Annotated in this window: 13 protein-coding genes; 5 read left to right on the top strand and 8 right to left on the bottom strand. The window is 66.8% G+C overall.

From position 1 onward, the window contains the following. Positions 1–604: 604 nt before the first annotated feature. The 3 genes from thpR to PV396_RS26835 all read right to left on the bottom strand — a co-directional run bounded on the left by thpR (position 605) and on the right by PV396_RS26835 (position 3,288). Positions 605–1,204, bottom strand: coding sequence for an RNA 2',3'-cyclic phosphodiesterase (gene thpR, locus PV396_RS26845; protein WP_319208758.1), 600 nt, complete (start codon positions 1,202–1,204; stop codon positions 605–607). 14 nt (positions 1,205–1,218) lie between these two features. After that, complete coding sequence (locus PV396_RS26840) at positions 1,219–2,556, bottom strand: MFS transporter (RefSeq protein WP_319209318.1); 1,338 nt, start codon at positions 2,554–2,556, stop codon at positions 1,219–1,221. Positions 2,557–2,850: 294 nt separating this feature from the next. After that, positions 2,851–3,288 (bottom strand): MarR family winged helix-turn-helix transcriptional regulator, encoded by a 438-nt coding sequence (locus PV396_RS26835; protein ID WP_055531761.1) that lies wholly within the window; start codon positions 3,286–3,288, stop codon positions 2,851–2,853. A gap of 155 nt (positions 3,289–3,443) precedes the next feature. Here PV396_RS26835 and PV396_RS26830 point away from each other — a divergent pair, with 155 nt between their 5' ends. From PV396_RS26830 to PV396_RS26820, 3 genes are all read left to right on the top strand, one after another. After that, positions 3,444–3,626, top strand: coding sequence for a ribbon-helix-helix protein, CopG family (locus tag PV396_RS26830; RefSeq protein WP_319208756.1), 183 nt, complete (start codon positions 3,444–3,446; stop codon positions 3,624–3,626). Positions 3,627–3,647: 21 nt separating this feature from the next. Then, positions 3,648–3,941, top strand: a complete 294-nt coding sequence (locus PV396_RS26825) for a DUF2530 domain-containing protein (protein ID WP_319208755.1) — start codon at positions 3,648–3,650, stop codon at positions 3,939–3,941. A gap of 193 nt (positions 3,942–4,134) precedes the next feature. Then, complete coding sequence (locus PV396_RS26820) at positions 4,135–6,582, top strand: HAD-IC family P-type ATPase (RefSeq protein WP_319208754.1); 2,448 nt, start codon at positions 4,135–4,137, stop codon at positions 6,580–6,582. 64 nt (positions 6,583–6,646) lie between these two features. Here PV396_RS26820 and PV396_RS26815 read toward each other — a convergent pair whose 3' ends face one another. From PV396_RS26815 to PV396_RS26800, 4 genes are all read right to left on the bottom strand, one after another. Next, complete coding sequence (locus PV396_RS26815; protein WP_319208752.1) at positions 6,647–7,579, bottom strand: hypothetical protein; 933 nt, start codon at positions 7,577–7,579, stop codon at positions 6,647–6,649. Positions 7,580–7,699: 120 nt separating this feature from the next. Next, on the bottom strand, positions 7,700–8,557 hold the full coding sequence (locus PV396_RS26810) for a hypothetical protein (RefSeq protein ID WP_319208751.1): 858 nt from the start codon (positions 8,555–8,557) through the stop codon (positions 7,700–7,702). A 258-nt stretch (positions 8,558–8,815) separates the two neighbouring features. Then, positions 8,816–10,393 (bottom strand): FG-GAP-like repeat-containing protein, encoded by a 1,578-nt coding sequence (locus PV396_RS26805; protein WP_319208750.1) that lies wholly within the window; start codon positions 10,391–10,393, stop codon positions 8,816–8,818. A 146-nt stretch (positions 10,394–10,539) separates the two neighbouring features. Next, positions 10,540–11,148, bottom strand: coding sequence for a hypothetical protein (locus PV396_RS26800; RefSeq protein ID WP_319208749.1), 609 nt, complete (start codon positions 11,146–11,148; stop codon positions 10,540–10,542). A gap of 471 nt (positions 11,149–11,619) precedes the next feature. On the opposite strand from PV396_RS26800, the gene PV396_RS26795 reads away from it, so the two are divergent. After that, a complete protein-coding gene (locus tag PV396_RS26795) occupies positions 11,620–15,237 on the top strand; it encodes an ALF repeat-containing protein (RefSeq protein ID WP_319208748.1) in 3,618 nt (1,205 codons plus the stop codon). Further along, positions 15,191–15,601 carry a hypothetical protein gene (locus tag PV396_RS26790; protein ID WP_319208746.1) on the top strand — a complete coding sequence of 137 codons (411 nt, stop codon included), beginning with the start codon at positions 15,191–15,193 and terminating at the stop codon, positions 15,599–15,601. Before PV396_RS26795 ends, PV396_RS26790 begins: the two co-directional genes overlap by 47 nt. A gap of 98 nt (positions 15,602–15,699) precedes the next feature. Here the strand turns inward: PV396_RS26790 and PV396_RS26785 are convergent, their stop codons facing one another. Next, complete coding sequence (locus PV396_RS26785; RefSeq protein ID WP_319208745.1) at positions 15,700–16,497, bottom strand: hypothetical protein; 798 nt, start codon at positions 16,495–16,497, stop codon at positions 15,700–15,702. Positions 16,498–16,649 lie beyond the last annotated feature (152 nt).

Genomic DNA, 16,649 nt, shown 5'->3' with positions numbered 1-16,649 from the left:
CCGCGTCGCGAGGCGGCGTCGCGAGGCGGCGTCGCGAGGCGGCGTCGCGAGGCGGCGTCGCGAGGCGGCGTCGCGAGGCGGCGTCGCGAGGCGGCGTCGCGAGGCGGCGTCGCGGGCCGAAATAAGGGCCTGCGCCCCGGCCCAACTGGAAGGCCAGTGAGCAGCCGACCTCGTGGGCCGTCGCCGCGCGGCAGAGACGAAGCCGGTGACGGGGACCCGAGTCAGGACCTGCGACGCGGGCCCGGCTGGAAAGCCGGGTGAAGCACGCCGACCTCGCGGGTCGCCCGCTGCCGAGACGAAGCCAGTGACCGGCCCCGAGTCAGAGCCTGCGACGCAGGCCCGGCGGGAAAGCCGGTGAAACGGGCCCCCGCCGGGGGCCGCCGCCGCGCGGCCGAGACGAAGCCGACGACGCGAGCCCGAGTCAGGACCTGCGGCGCAGGGCCGCGTCAGGCTCGCGTCACTTTCCGTCGGGACCTGCGGTGCAAGCCGCGTCGGTCCCGCGCGTCACTTCCCCATCGCCGCCGCCACCGCGACCGCCGCGAACATCAGCACAAGCGCACCGGCCATTACCCTGTTCCGGATTTTCGGATTCACGCCGTCGAGCCTAACCGGCCGCGCCGAGAGGCCAACGGGCGACCACCTCGTACCGGGGCTGCTCCCCCGGCACCCCCGACTTCGGCAGATTGCTGCGTACGAGCGCCAGGTCGTCCACCGTCCACCTGCGGCTCGCGAACGCGTCCAGGGCCTCGACGTACGGCCGCGTCTCGAACGCCTCGCGGCAGCGCGCCACGGTGAGGTGGGCCTGGTAACGCCGGTGCTCCCCCATCTCCACGCCCGCCTTCCGGCCGGCCGCCTCCGCCCGGTCGGCCAGCAGCCGCAGCGTGCCCACCTCGCCGGCGGCGCCGGCCCACAGCGCCCGCCCGTGCCCGAACTGCCCTCCGCCGCGCACCGACAGCGCGAACGCGTCCGTACGGTGGGCTGCCCGCGCCAGCCTCTCGGACAGCTCCGGTACGACGTCCTCCTCCACCTCGCCGTAGAAGGCGAGGGTGAAGTGCCAGCCGGGTACGCCGGTCCAGCGCAGCGCCTCCGCGCCGGGCAAGCTCCTCAACCCGGCCACGGCGGCGGCGAGTTGCTCGGACACGTCCGCGGGCGGCAGTACGGCGGCGAACAGTCTGACCGTGTTCATGGCACTGGTGGCACTCATGGCGCTCACCGTACTCACGCCGCGGAGGCGACGGCCCCCCGCCGCTCGTCCGGCCGCTCCTCGTCCTCCTCCGGCTGCTCCTGCGGTTGCTCCTGCCGTTGCTCCTCGTCCCGCTTGACGAGGCGGACGCGCAGTCGGCCGGAGTTCCGGACGACACTGACCCGCAGGCCCCCGACGCGGGCCAGGACCAGCCCCACCGCCAGGGCGGCGGCCGTCGCGATGATGCCGCCGAAGGCGAGGCCGACCCGGGGACCGTACTGGTCCGTGATCCAGCCGACGATGGGTGCGCCGACCGGCGTACCGCCCATGAAGACCATCATGAACAGGGCCATGACCCGGCCGCGCATGGCCGGATCTGTGGACATCTGGACCGAGGTGTTCGCCGTGACGTTGACCGTGAGGCCGGCGATCCCGAGCGGCACCATCAGCAGCGCGAACAGCCACAGGGACGGGGCCACCGCGGCCACGATCTCCAGCGTGCCGAAGGCCACGGCCGCCGCGACGAGGACGCGCAGCTTCGCCGTACCGCGCCGGGCGGCGAGCAGGGCGCCGGCCAGCGAACCGACCGCCATGAGGGTGTTGAAGAGGCTGTAGGCGCCGGCGCCCGCGTCGAAGACATCGTCCGCGTACGCGGAGAGGAAGACCGGGAAGTTGAAGCCGAAGGTGCCGATGAACCCGATGAGGACGATCGGCCAGATCAGGTCGGGCCGCCCGGCGACATAGTGCAGCCCCTCGCGCAGCTGCCCCTTGGCACGCGGCGCCCGCTCGACGGCGCGCAGCTCGCGGCCGCGCATGAGGAGGAGGGCGGCGATGGGCGCGACGAAGGAGAGGCCGTTGGAGAGGAAGGCCCAGCCCGTGCCGACCCCGGTGATCATCAGACCGGCGACGGCGGGACCGACGAGACGGGCGGACTGGAAGTTCGCGGAGTTGAGACTGACGGCGTTCTGGAGCTGGTCGGGCTCGACGAGCTCGGACACGAAGGACTGGCGGGCCGGGTTGTCGACGACGGTGGCGAGACCGACGGCGAAGGCGGCGAGGTAGACGTGCCAGACCTCGACCTGCCCGGTGAGCGTCAGAACGGCGAGCACGAGGCCGGTGACGGCCATCATCGTCTGGGTGACGAGCAGCGTGGGCCGCTTGGGCAGCCGGTCGACGAGGACACCGCCGTACAGACCGAAGAGCAGCATCGGCAGGAACTGCAGCGCCGTCGTGATGCCGACGGCGGTGGAGGACCCGGTGAGACTGAGGATCAGCCAGTCCTGGGCGATGCGCTGCATCCAGGTCCCGATGTTGGAAACGACCTGCCCGAGAAAGAAGAGCCGATAGTTGCGTACACGCAACGACTTGAACATCGAGGTACGGGTACGGGTGGGGGCGCCCACCGGGACGGGGCTCCCTGGACTGGCTGACTCCGCTTCGACCGGGGTGGGGGGAACGGAAGCGGCTTCGGAAACGGATGCCGACTCGACAGCGGGAGCGGAGTCGGCAGCGGGGGCCGACTCGGAAGGAACAAGATCGTGGGCGGGCTGGGTGTCGTGGGTGGCTGGTGCGGGTGCGGAATCTGCTCCGGGTCCCGAACTCAAAGGGATTCGCCTCCTTGCGGGGTCTGCCTGAGATGTGCGAGCCACTGCTGCGAGCCGCGCCGGCTACAGATGCGCGAGCTTCTCCAGTACGGGGGCGGCGGCGCGCAGTTTGGCCCACTCGTCCTCGTCGAGGTCCTCGACCAGGCCGGCCAGCCAGGCGTTCCGTCTGCGACGGCTCTCCTCGAGCATCGCTTCGGCCCGCTCGGTCTGGGTGACGACCTTCTGGCGCCGGTCCTCGGGATGCGGCTCCAGCCTGACCAGTCCCTTGCCCTCCAGCAACGCGACGATTCGGGTCATGGAGGGTGGCTGCACATGCTCCTTGCGGGCGAGCTCACCCGGTGTGGCCGAGCCGCAGCGGGCGAGGGTGCCGAGCACCGACATCTCGGTGGGGCTCAGCGATTCGTCGACCCGCTGGTGCTTGAGTCGGCGCGACAGGCGCATAACGGCGGAGCGCAGTGAGTTCACGGCGGCAGCGTCGTCGCCATGGGTTAGGTCCGGCATGTTCTTTAGCGTAACTCATTACTCTGACTAAAGACCACTCGCAACGCGCCAAACTGCCCGTGACAAGGACCACTGAACCTTCACCGCACCCGTACGAGTGAAACGACCGCAAAAAGCCCCCCGCCGCCCCACATCCGCCCGCGACCCTCGTCTCCATGGGGACCAACGTGCTCAGCCTGCGGATAGACGGGGAGCTGCTCGACCGGCTCCGGGACCATGCGGCGAAGAGGGGAATGAGCGTGCAGGACTATGTGATCCAGACGCTCATCCGAAACGACTTCGACGAGCGCTTCCAGAGCGCGGTCGAGGAGACGGAGAAGTTCTACGGGGTCACCTGAGCGACCTCGTAAGCTGTGCCCATGGCGAAGTGGACACCGAAGCACGAGGCGCCGGAGCCCCTGGAGGGCCCCGTCGTCGCCACCATCACGGGCGGCACGATCCTCTGGTTCGTCCTCTTCCTGGCCCAGCTCCCCTTCTACGGCTGGTACGAGGACCACAACCACGAGTGGTGGATCTGGACGTGCCTCGCGGGCGCGGGCCTGGGCCTGATCGGCATCTGGTACGTCCGGGGCAGGGACGCCGCGATCAAAAGGACGTCGGCGGCCCTCTCAGCCCGTCCGGCGTTTGAGGACGAGGCCCCTTCAGGGCCGTAGGGGGTCTGGGGGCGCAGCCCCCAGGGACAGGATGGGACGGGTAGGGGCGGCGGGGGCGAGATAAACGAGCCCCACCCTTACGCACCCCCGAGTACAACCGCCGCACGATTCCCCACCCCACCCCTCCTCCCCAGGTCGGATCTTTGGTGCACTCACCAGGTGAAGCCGCAAATCCGCACGTACCGTCGAACACATGACGCACATCGACGCCGGCGCCGAACTCGATCCTGTGCACCCCGTACCCCGCCCCCCTACCGGCGCCACCCCGGCCAACGCCCCCGGTAAAGGCGCCGCGGGCGACAGCACTCGCGCCCCCGGCCTCACCGCCGCCGAAGTCGCCGAACGCGTCGCCCGCGGCGAGGTCAACGACGTCCCCGTACGCAGCAGCCGCAACGTCTCCGAGATCGTCCGCGCCAACGTCTTCACCAGGTTCAACGCGATCATCGGCGTCCTCTGGCTGATCATGATGTTCGTCGCCCCGTTCCAGGACAGCCTGTTCGGGTACGTCATCCTCGCCAACACCGGCATCGGCATCATCCAGGAGTGGCGGGCGAAGAAAACCCTCGACTCCCTCGCCGTGATCGGCGAGGCCAAGCCGACGGTCCGGCGCGACGGCGTCACCGCCCACGTGAGCACCTCCGACCTCGTCCTGGGCGACCTCATCGAGATCGGCCCCGGTGACAAGATCGTCGTGGACGGCGAGTGCGTGGAGGCCGACGGTCTCGAGATCGACGAGTCACTGCTCACCGGCGAAGCCGACCCCGTCGTCAAACAGCGCGGCGACCAGGTCATGTCGGGCAGCTTCGTCGTCGCGGGCGGCGGCGCCTTCACCGCGACGAGGGTCGGCCGCGAGGCGTACGCGGCCCAACTCGCCGAGGAGGCCTCCCGTTTCACCCTGGTCCACTCGGAACTGCGTACCGGTATCTCGACGATCCTCAAGTACGTGACGTGGATGATGGTGCCGGCCGCGATCGGCCTGTGCATCACCCAACTGGTCGTCAAGGACAACGACCTGAAGGACTCGATCGCCCGTACGGTCGGCGGCATCGTCCCGATGGTCCCCGAGGGTCTCGTCCTTCTGACGTCCGTCGCCTTCGCGATCGGTGTCATCCGGCTCGGCCGCAAGGACTGCCTCGTACAGGAGCTGCCGGCGATCGAGGGCCTCGCCCGCGTCGACACGGTCTGCCTGGACAAGACGGGCACGCTGACCGAGGGCGGCATGGACGTGACCGAGCTGCGCTCCCTCAACGGCAGCGACGAGACGTACGTACGACGCGTCCTGGGCGCCCTCGGTGAGTCGGACCCGCGCCCGAACGCGTCCCTCCAGGCCATCATCGACGCCTACCCGGACAGCGAGGACTGGCGCTGCACCGAGTCGCTGCCGTTTTCCTCGGCGCGCAAGTACAGCGGGGCGTCGTTCAGCGAGGGCAACGGGGAGAGCAGCACCTGGCTGCTGGGCGCCCCGGACGTCCTCCTCCCCTCCCAGGACCCGGCCCTCGCGGAGACGGACCGTCTGAACCAGGCCGGCCTGCGCGTCCTCCTCCTCACCCGCACCACCCGCGAACTCGACCACCCGGAGGTGGCCACCCACACCACCCCCACCGCCCTGGTCGTCCTGGAGCAGCGCCTGCGCCCCGACGCTGCGGACACGCTCCGCTACTTCGCCGAGCAGGATGTCGACGCGAAGGTCATCTCGGGCGACAACGCGGTGTCGGTGGGCGCGGTGGCCGACAAACTGGGCCTGAAGGGCACAACGATGGACGCCCGCCAACTCCCCACCACTACCCCGGAGATGGCGGAGGCGCTCGACGAGGGCACGGTCTTCGGCCGGGTCACCCCGCAACAGAAGCGGGACATGGTGGGCGCGTTGCAGTCACGCGGACACACGGTGGCGATGACGGGCGACGGCGTGAACGACGTACTGGCCCTGAAGGACGCCGACATCGGCGTGGCCATGGGATCGGGCTCGGAGGCGACGCGGGCCGTGGCGCAGATCGTCCTCCTCAACAACAGCTTCGCGACGCTGCCCTCGGTGGTCGCGGAGGGCCGCAGGGTCATCGGCAACATCACGCGCGTGGCGACACTGTTCCTGGTCAAGACGGTCTACTCGGTGCTGCTTGCCGTCCTGGTGGTCTGCTGGCAGGTCGAATACCCCTTCCTGCCGCGCCACTTGACCCTGCTCTCCACCCTGACGATCGGCATCCCGGCCTTCTTCCTCGCCCTGGCCCCCAACAAGGAACGCGCGAAACCCCACTTCGTACGCCGGGTGATGCGCTACTCGATCCCGGGCGGCGTACTGGCGGCCGTGGCGACCTTCGCCACCTATCTGACTGCCCGTCACCACTACACGGGCGAGGGCGCGTTGGACGCGGAGACGAGTGCGGCGACCCTCACCCTGTTCCTGATCTCCATGTGGGTACTGGCGATCATCGCCCGCCCCTACACCTGGTGGCGGATCGCCCTGGTCTCGTCGATGGGCGCGGGGTTCCTGCTGGTCCTGGTCGTACCGTCGCTCCAGGAGTTCTTCGCGCTGAAGCTGGTGGGCGTGACGATGCCGTGGATCGCGGTGGGCATCGCGGCGGTGGCGGCGGCCACCCTGGAGATCCTGTGGAGGTGGGTGGACCGCCGCTTCCCGGCGTGAGGCGCACGCCGAAGACGTACGCCGAAGACGTACGCCGAAGACGTACGCCGAAGACGTACGCGATTTACTGCACGTCGATGAAGTCGGGCGCGGCGTACGCGTCCGAGGTGGTCGACGTGGTGGCGGCGACGTAGCGGAAGAAACCGTCGACGTTCGCGGTGACGGTGGTCTTCAGGTCACCGTTCGCGGCCGTCCTGATGGTCTTGACGGTGGTGTAGGTGTTGGTGCCGTTCTTCCGGAACTGCAGCTTCACCGCCTGGTTGCCGTAGCCGGTGTAGTTGGCGCCGTCCCAGTTGGCCCGGGTGAGCCTGCCGGTGACGGTGATGGTCCTGCCCTTCTTCACCGGCTCAGGGGAGGCGTTGACGGTGAGCTTGGCGAGGCGCCGCACGGTGGTGGTGCCGAGGCCGCCCTGCTCCTTGATGCCGATCTTGGAGGGGTCGATGCTGTCGCCCGCAAGGTCCTGGCCGTTGAGGGCAATGGCCACCGCGCCGGCCGTCCAGACCTTCCCGGCGTCGAAGACGGTCAGGTCGCCCTCAGCGGGGTAGATGTCGATGTTGGCCTTGCAGTTGGCGGCTGTCGTCGACGTGGCGGTGCAGGTGGCAGGGTTCTCGCCCATGAGCGAGCCGACCGTGTCGATCGACTCGATGTCGGATCCCTCGTAGAGGACGGGGCCGCTCATGAAGTCGGCGGCCTTGATGTTGACCTCGGTGCCGTGGGTCAGCGTGTAGGTGACCGGCACGACGACATGACCGGTGGCGCCGACGGTGATCGACTTGGCGACCTTGAGGTTGGAGAAGGAGACGTTCAGTTCGTACGGCACGCCGTCGTCGACGGGCGACGTGACGAACGCGGACTTGCCGCCCAGCACCTTCGCGACGCTCGCGCGGTAGTTGGCGTCGCCGCCGGAGGCGTGGACGTCGGCCTGCGCGGCCGGTACGGCGAGAGCGGAGAGAGCCAGGGCGCCGGAGACGGCGGCCACAGTGGCACGTATGCGCATGCGTGTTCCCCACGTGGAGAAAGGTGATCGTGGAGCCTGTTGGCCCCCATGATCAGATTCGTGGGGGGCGTGGTTGGTTGTGCGGATGGGGCATGATTTTGCGCACGCCTTGCACAACGGCTATCTCACGTCGACGAAGTCGGGTGCGGCGAAGGCGTCCGAAGTGGTCGTCGTGGTGGCGGCGACGTACCGGTAGAACCCGTCGACGGTCGCGGTGACGGTGGTCTTCAGGTCGCCGTTCGCGGCCGTCCTGATGGTCTTGAGGGTGGTGTAGGCGGTGGTGCCGTTCTTCCGGAACTGCAGCTTCACCGCCTGGTTGCCGTAGCCGTCGTAGGTGCCGGCCTCCCAGTTGGCGCGGGTCAGCTTGCCGGTGACGGTGATGGTCGCGCCCTTCCTGACCGGCTCCGGAGAGGCGTTGACCGAGAGCTTCGCGGCGCGCAGGACGCTGGGTCCGGCGATGCCGTCCTTCTCGACGGCCCCGGTCTTGGTGACGTCGAAGTCGTCACTGCCCGGGTCCTGGCCGTTCAGGGCCCTGACGTACGCGTACGCCTTCCACTTCCCGGCGGTGGAGTTGAACAGGTCCTCGGCGGGGTGGACCACGATGGACTGGGTGCAGTGGGCGACGGTCGGCGAGGCGGCGGTGCAGTGGGCCCAGTCGTTGCCGTACAGCCCGGCGGCGGAGTCGAAGTAGGAGGCGCCGTAGTACAGCTCGAGGTCGGTGAAGAAGTCCTCGGCGGTGATGTCGACGTCGGTGCCGTGGGTGAGGGTGTAGGTGATCGGCACGGTGAGGGTGCCGGTGGTGCCGGCCACGATCGACTTACCGTTGTTGATCTTGATACCGGAGAAGGAGGCGTTGAGCGCGTACGGCGCGGCGGCCTCAGCCGCAGCCACCGCCCCGTCGGCCGACGCGGGCGGTACGGCGAGAGCGGAGAGAGCCAGGGCACCGACGAAGGCGGTCGCTGTGGCACGTATGCGCATGCATTTCCCCAAGCGGAGAAGGGGCGCCCGATGGTGGTCGTCTCATGGCTTGTCCTCACACCGGAGCCCAAGTGATCGTTGAGCCTCCTGGCTCACATGCTCAGATTAGTGACCCGCGGGAAAAGTTGTACGGGGGGTAACGAGGTCGGTCCATTACGCGCGTGGCTTCCGTCACCAACACTGCTCAGCTTGTGGTTCGTCCCGTACGGAACAGGGTTCGTACGGGACGAAGTCGAAGCGAGCCTCATGATCGGCTGCTTACACGGTCGGCCACATGGTTCGACTCGCGGCCAGTCCGCCCTTGCCGTCGCCCGCAAAGAAGTGCAGGTCGCCAGAGGTGCGCATTGCAGCGATGTCAGCCTTGCCGTCACCGTTGAAGTCGCCTGCCAGAACAGGGCGTTGAGTGGTCCAGGCCTTGTCGGGCCACATCAAGCGTGCTTTGTCGAAGGAACCGTCGGCCTTGCCTGGATAGAGGTGCAGCGCTGCGTCGGTGGCTACGGCAGCGATGTCATCGTAGCCGTCCCCGTTGAAGTCGGCCGTGGCGATGTGCCTCTTCTTCCACGTCTTGTCAGGCCACATCGACTGCTTCTGGTTGACCAGATTGCCGCTGGCATCCCTCTTGTACGTATACAGAGATCCATCGGGCCACTGGAATAGCAGCGTGTCAAGTCCGGAGGCACCGGACTTGAGGGAGGCGACAGGAAGATCAGTCATCCAGGTGGCGTCCGTCCACAGCCTGTCGCGACTGAACCCCCCTAGCTGCGGAAACCCGGCGACGCGCGACTTTGCCAGAACCAGACTGCCGTCATCCTCAACTATGACTACCTCCGGGTCTGCTCCCTTAACGAAGTTGCCCGCAATGAGCTCCCTTTGCGTGGAACGCCCCAAGCCTGGCAACCCGCTCCCAAACTCGAGAGTGCCGTCTGCGCGGCCGTAGAAGACCTGCGCGCTACCGTTCGTCAGTTGAGCCGCAATGTCTGTACGACCGTCACGGTTGAAGTCAACAGCCATCATCACGTCGGTGACATGCGCCTTCCGAGACGTCAGGCGGACCTGCTGCATCCAGTCCTCGACATCGTCAACTCTGGTGGCGAGTGCCCCGGTGCGGGTCTCGTCGGAGTTGAAGCAACCTCCGTCCCACGCGGCGGTGACTACGCCGACCACCTTGCCGTCGCGCAGCACCGGCGCACCGGCGTCACCCTTACAGAGAGCAGCCCCACCAGAGGTCGCGGGAGAGATGGCAAGGGTGGCCGATTCCACGGTGTCCACAGCGAAGGCACCAGCGTGCGCTGGACCCGGAATCCATTCGTCCTTCGTACGCCCGAAACCGACGGCTCTCAACTGGTCGCCCTGAGCCGGCTGGCTGCTGTCGACATCAATGGCGGAGATGTCAGGGAACGGCCCGTCGAGCGAATCCTGAGTCGTGGTCGCGTCGTTGATGCGGGCCATGACCAGGTCTCGGTCCCGGTGCGGAACCAGTTCCAGGACCTTCTGCTTGGCACTCTCGGCAGCAGTCGGGCGATCGCCACCAAGGGTCACGATGGTCGTCTCTGTCGGCGCTCCGGCGCTGATCTTGAAGCTCTGCTGGGGGTCCGCCGCAAAGCAGCTGGCAGCAGTGAGCACCCACTGCTGGTCCACAAGCGCGCCGGAGCAGCTCCGCTCTCTGTCCGTACCAGGCCCGATGTGGAGCTTGACCGCGAACTGGTCCTCGCCTACAGCGACTTGCTTACCCGTCACCGACTGAGCTGACGGAGCGACCAACAGGCCAGTTGTGAGACCAGCCATCAGGAATCCAGTAGTCCACACCGTGCGCGTTCTGCGCGGGCGGGCGTTCATCACGTTTCCCTCGAATCACAAAGTCTGCTCTGCGTACACAGAAGAACATGTCGATCACGTGCGTCATGTGGCGCGCAACCATGACCGGTCATCAGGAGGCCTACCACCGCCCGCACTCCCGGTACCACACCGGAGGCGGGCAGGGATCAACCAGTCACTCGCAACTCGACGAGCACCGACCGGGCGCCCCCGGGTGCGGCTTCTCCCACGGACACGGTCTTGTCCTTGGCCACGTTCACCGTCGTGGTCGCTCCGTTGGCAGTGAGGTCGGCGCTGAACGGGTGATCCGCGGCCTGCACCATGAAGACCCTGGGAAGTTCCAACGTGAGGTTGCCAGCCTTACCAAGTGCCTTAAAGCAGTAGGTTCCCTCACGACCGACGGAGTCGTCCGCAACGGTCAGCACTCGGATCTGCTGGGCAGCCTGGTCGCACTCGGCCAGCAGGATACGCCCGTCACCCTTCTTCAGTTTGATTCCTCTCTCAGTCAGGATTCGACTGGCTCCGGGGTATTCATAGTTTTCGATCGCTGCAGGCGGCGTCACAGCAGCCGGTGACTGAGGCGGATCTTCAGCGGAAGCAATAGAAACTCCTGCCAGAACGGCAGAAAACCCCAAGGCTCCGGAAACGACAAGACTCCGGGCACGGAAAAGCAACGGAAAACCCCCTCGGGCGCGGGCCTCCAGAGCAGAAGCCTCCGCCAAGATGCGATGGAACAGTAAATTCCCCTTGCGAGCACAAGGTGCAGCCTCTGCCACCTCCACGAAGATCCCGGAAGGAGAAGGGCCAGGTCAAGGCACCTTCTTGACGAACGTCACAACCAGAATGGCAAAGCGAGCGCAAAGGCAGAACATACCGTAACCATAGACTTGACGGCAGTCAACACCTTTCCTTCACACCACCACAAAAGAGCTGCCTCGAGGCGAAATCCAGGCGCTGCCGCGAACGCAGAAATGCCCAAAACGGCCATTTAGGCCAATCTGCCCTCTCGTTCATTCGTTGGCCAAATATCTGACTCGATCACAGAGATCGCGGGAGTTATGCTCTCCCCTTCCACTATTTGGTGACACACACACGGGGGCGTCGCCAATGACCGAGGCAGGTGCTCAGTGAATCGAAGAACTGACCAATTCGACACGGCCGGTAAAGCGGCCCACCTGATACGCAGAACTGCGTTAAGTTTGCTGCCGCTGGCTCTCAGTGCCAGCCTGCTTGGCTCCATGCCCTCGGTGGCTGCAGAACTGCCTACGGGGGCAGCAGAATCTGTCGCTGCGTCAGAGGTGGCCTCGGCCGACCGCAGCATGGTCGTCGATTACTGGCAAGACGGCGGGCCCATCGTCAAGGAGGCTGCCCAGGCCGCCCTGCTCGGCAGCAACGCCGATGTGGCCGCCTTCCTCGGGATCGCGGACGACCTGACCTTCCAGGACCAGCGTGTGACCGCCGCCCGGATCGCCTCGGTGGGTGGTCCTGAGCTGCTGACTGCAGCTCACGCAGCTCTGTTCGGCACCCCTGACGAACTACGCGACTTCCTGGACGACGGCTGGATAGCTCCGATGGAGCAGGACAACCGGGTCCGAGTCGCCCAGATCATGGGTGTGAGCGGACCCAACGTCCAGGACGCCGGTCGCGCCGCACTCAACGGTACGCCCGACGACGTCCGGAAATTCCTGCGAGAAGTCCAGTACAAGCAGCGCGAGCAGGACGAGCGGGTCCAGATCGCCCAGATCATGGGCGCGGGCGGCACAAACGTGCAGCTCGCAGGACGCCTCGCGTTGAACGGCAACGCCGCAGATGTCCGGGAGTTCCTGGCGGTCGGCCAACACGTCGCGCTCGCCAAGGACCAGGAGCACGCCACCGTCGCCCAGCTCGCCCAGCAGGCGAAGGCAGCCGGCAACCTGGCTGCCAAGGAGACCGCAGCGGCCAAGGCGGAGTCCGTCAAGGCTGTGCAGGCCTCGCAACTCGCCAAGGAAGCCGCGCTGAAGGCAGCTGTCGAGGCCGAGGCAACAAAGGGCGACACCATCAAGGCAGCGAGGGCCGCAGGTCGAGCCGCCACAGCGGCGAACCAAGCCGCCGCCTCCGCGCAGACAGCCATCGACGCGTCCCGTGCCGCGAACAGCTCGGCGCGTATCGCCGCGAACGCCGCCTCCCAGGCAGCCGCAGCTGCGGCCGGCGCTGCCCAGGCAGCGTCCAGGGCCCGAAACGCCGCCGCCGACGCGGCGGTGGACGCGGGCAACGCGCAGGCAGCGAGAGAGGCCGCCGAGAACGCCCGCACAGCCGCGAAGGGCGCCACTCTTGCCGCCGATGCCGCCGACCAGGCGGCCATCGCAGCTGACGAGGCGGGGAACGCCGCGCACTCGGCCGCGAGCGCAGGCGCCAATGCGCAGCTCGCCGCCGACGCCGCCGTTGAGGCCAGCAGCTACGCGGGCCAGTCCAGCGCAGCCGCCGCAGAGGCGCGCGCCGCCGCCGCGGCTACCCGACGCCACGCCGCCGAGGCCAACCGTGCCGCTGCCGCCGCCGAGGTGCTGGCTGTCAAAGCCGCAAAGGCGGCCCGTGAGGCGCGCGACGCCGCCAGGTCAGCGGCCACACACGCGAACGACGCGGCCACCTTCGCCGAAGAAGCGGCCAAGGACGCGGGCAACGCAGCGAAGGCCGCAGGCCGTTCAACGAGTCATGCCAGCGCTGCCACCGCCGCCGCGAACGTGGCCACCGCCGCCGTAACCAAGGCCCAGGACATCTTCAAAATCGCCCGCGAGGTGGAGGCCGAAGAACTACTCGGCCGAACCAACGCGGGCATCGAGCGAGCTCGGGACTATCAGGCGGAGGCCGACGCTCGTACGGCTGGACAGGCCGCACTGGAGCAGGCAGCCAAGGACCGGGAAGCTGAGCGGAACCGGCTGGTGGCCGAGGCCGCGAAGTCCGGGGCCAATCTCTCCACGATCGCGGCCCAGGGCCGCAAACTGGCCGTCCTAGTGATGCAGAGCGGCACTGCCTGGGGACGAGCCGCCGCCGAGGACGCACTTGCCGGAAGCGACGACACCGTCATCGACTACCTGCGCAACGGCTGGCAGAGCGCCAAGGAGGGCGACGACCGCTTCTACGTCGAGCGCCTTGCGGAGGAAAGCGAGGACAAGGAGGTACGGAACGCCGCAGAGGCTGCCCTCGACGGCGACGCCGCTGCCGTCACCGAGTTCATCGACAACGGCCAGTACAAGGTCGCCGCACAGAGCATGCGCGTCGCGATCGCCCGGATAGTCTCCGCCACCGGCCCCATCCTCACCGAGGCCGGGATCGCCGCCCTCAACTCGGACGACCCCAAAAAGTTCAGCAAGTTCCTGACCAGGACACAGTTCACCGCACGGACCCAGGACGAGCGGGTCAGGACGGCGCAACTGTTCGACACTGGCAGTCCGGAGGTGAAATCGGCTGCCCGGATCGCACTGGAGGGCTCGCCCCAGTCGCTGCACGCGTTCATCGTCTCCGGCCAGTACCAGGCTCAGCGCAAGGACTACTTGACCGCCACTCACGCGGCCCAGGTTCAAAAGATGATCGCGGACGCGGCGAAGGTCGCTGCCACCGCACAACAGAACGCCGCGACCGCCCAGAAGGTAGCCGCCACAGCACGTAAGGCGGCGGCCGAGGCCACCGAGTGGGCGAAGAAAGCGAGCGACTCCGCTACTAAGGCCAAGGGGTACGCCACAGAGGCCGCTCAGCACGCCAAGGCCGCCGAGGCCTCCGCGGCGAACGCCGCCGCATCCGCGAAAACAGCCCGAGACGCGGCCAACAGCGCCGACGCAGCCGCCACCGACGCCGCTCGATCAGCAGCCGACGCCACCCTTTCCTCGGAGGTGGCACAGGCCAGCGCCTCCACGGCATGGTATTACGCCGACGAGGCAAGGCAGTCGGCCATCGACGCGGGGAAGGACGCGGATGCCGCCCTCAAGGCTGCCACCGAAGCGTTCACCGTCGCGGTAGAGAAGCAGCGGAAAGAGGAAGAGTCCAGGCGCAAAGCTGCCGTCGAAGCCAAAGAAAAGGCGAAGAACGACGAGGGGGCCCGCGCACGCGCACTGTACCGCTGCCAGCAGGGATTCATCCCATGCGACCCCGAGGGCTTCGCCCGCTGGTGCCAACAGAGCGAAATCTACTGCGACATCGTGGACAACGGCGAAGAGTTCGGCGACGCCATGAAGGACCTGTGGGACGGCGCCAAGGAACTGGCAGGCCTCGGAGAGCTCGAAGCTTGCCTGCAGGAGAAAGACTTCGAACACTGCAGCAGCCTCGCAGCAGACGCCCTCATCAGCGCCAAACTCAAGGCCCTAGAAAAAGCATACGACAATCTGAAGTGGGTACAGCGATTCTGTAAACGCACCCCGCTCGGCACCAAACTGTTCGCGACCCGCGCCGGCCCCGAGAAGCTCGCCGCCGGGGACACCAATACCTATCACGTATCGACAGGGGCTACACCAGCCCTCTTTCACAGCATTACCGAGGAAGACCCAGGAATCTTCTCAAATTTGAAACCCGCAGACACGCCTGAGTGGTTCAAGCAAATTGCCCCTGGGACCGCCCTGTCCAGATCAGGAAACTATGCATACGTGGTGACAGAAAGCGGTGAGCTCATCATCGGCAAACGGACAGCCGGCCATGTCAGCCTCGCTAAAGGTGGTCGCGTCCTGGCTGCGGGCGAATTCAAGACCAAGGGAAGGGCGGTTGTTTATCTTGACAATAAATCTGGACACTATAGGCCATACGGCGCGAATGCGCAGCAAGCTGCAATCGACGCATTCAACAAGAACGGACTCAGTGCTGATGGAAAATACATCGCCGCATGGGGGAAACCCGAATGCTGATCCAGTTGCGAATTTTCGGCGCATTGTGCAAGAAATCTTGCATGTCGCCGAGGAATCGTGCGGAGTCGACAATATCGAACAAGGCTTGGAGCGGGCGCTCACAGTTCTACAGCGGAACCAATACCTGAGGAGACAGTTCGAGGATGAACTGATTGCACTGCTCGATTACCCAAAAGAAGGAGTAGTCGAGTTGATCTCCTTCGTCATGCATGAGCTGCGATGGAAGGCGGTCGAAGTAGAAGTCGACAGTAGAATTCTTCACCCGATTGGGAACGTCAGCAACCTGCGACTCTACGAGGCGATTAAAGACGCCTTTTCCGATTCGTGGCGCGATCGTGATCTTTACTCGAGATTCCACCAGTAGAGATTCTGACCAACCATTACGATGCAGGCAGACAGGCTGGTGCCGCCCTGATCGGGCGGCACCAGCCTGTTTCCTTGGGCTCCGCGAGCTCGCGCCGTCTACTTCACGTCGACGTAGTCACCCGCCGCCGCCACAGGCGCCGTCGTCGTCGAGCCCGTGAAGGCGTAGCGGTAGGTGCCGTCGACCGTCGCCTTGACCGTGGTCTTCAGGACACCGGCGGCACCCGCCTTGACCGTCTTGACGGTGACGAAGGCGCTCGTGCCCTTCTTCTGGAACTGGAGTGCCACCGGGGCGTTGACGTAACCCTCGTACTTGCGGGTCTTCCAGTTGGCGCGCGTCAGAGTGCCCTTGACCGTAATGGTCGCGCCCTTCTTGACCGGCTCCGGGGTGGCGTCGGTGGTGCTCAGCTTGGAGTGGAACTTGATCTGGGCGAGGCCCAGGCCACCCTGGCTCTTGAAGCCGCCCTGGTCCGTGACGGCGACGACGCCCACGTTCCACTTGCGCGCGTCGGTGTTGAGGAGCCTGTTGTCGTCGCCAGTCGTGTGCAGGTTGATGACAACCTTGCAGCTGGCGACGGTGGACGAAGTGGCCGTGCAGGTTCCGGGATCGTCGGCCCCGAGGCGGACCTTGTCCAGGTCGACGGTGCTGCCGACGTAGAAGAACGGAAGGGTGACGAGCTTGTTCTGCCCGATGCTCTGCCCCGCCCCGTGCTTGAACGTGTACGTCACCGGCACCGAGGTGGTCCCCGTGGCGCGGACGACGATCGGCTTGCCGTTGTTGACCGTCACCTTGGTGAAGGTGACGTCGGGCGCCGTGGCGGCCTGCGCGGCGGGCACGGCGAAGGCGGAGATGGCCAGGGCGCCGGTGACGGCGGCCACAGTGGCACGAATGCGCATGCGTTTCCCCAGGTGGAGAAAGGGGGCCCGGTGGTGCGGGGCCGCACGGAGTGCATCCGTGCGGCACGCGGTCGCACCCGGGCCCGAGTGATCTTGGAGTCTGTTGACTCGACAGATCAGATCCGTGACGGGTGGGGATGGTTGTACGGAAG

Origin of the sequence: Streptomyces sp. ME02-8801-2C, from assembly GCF_033793965.1 — a bacterium.
Classification (GTDB): domain Bacteria; phylum Actinomycetota; class Actinomycetes; order Streptomycetales; family Streptomycetaceae; genus Streptomyces.
This window is presented reverse-complemented; position numbering and strand designations above follow the sequence as displayed.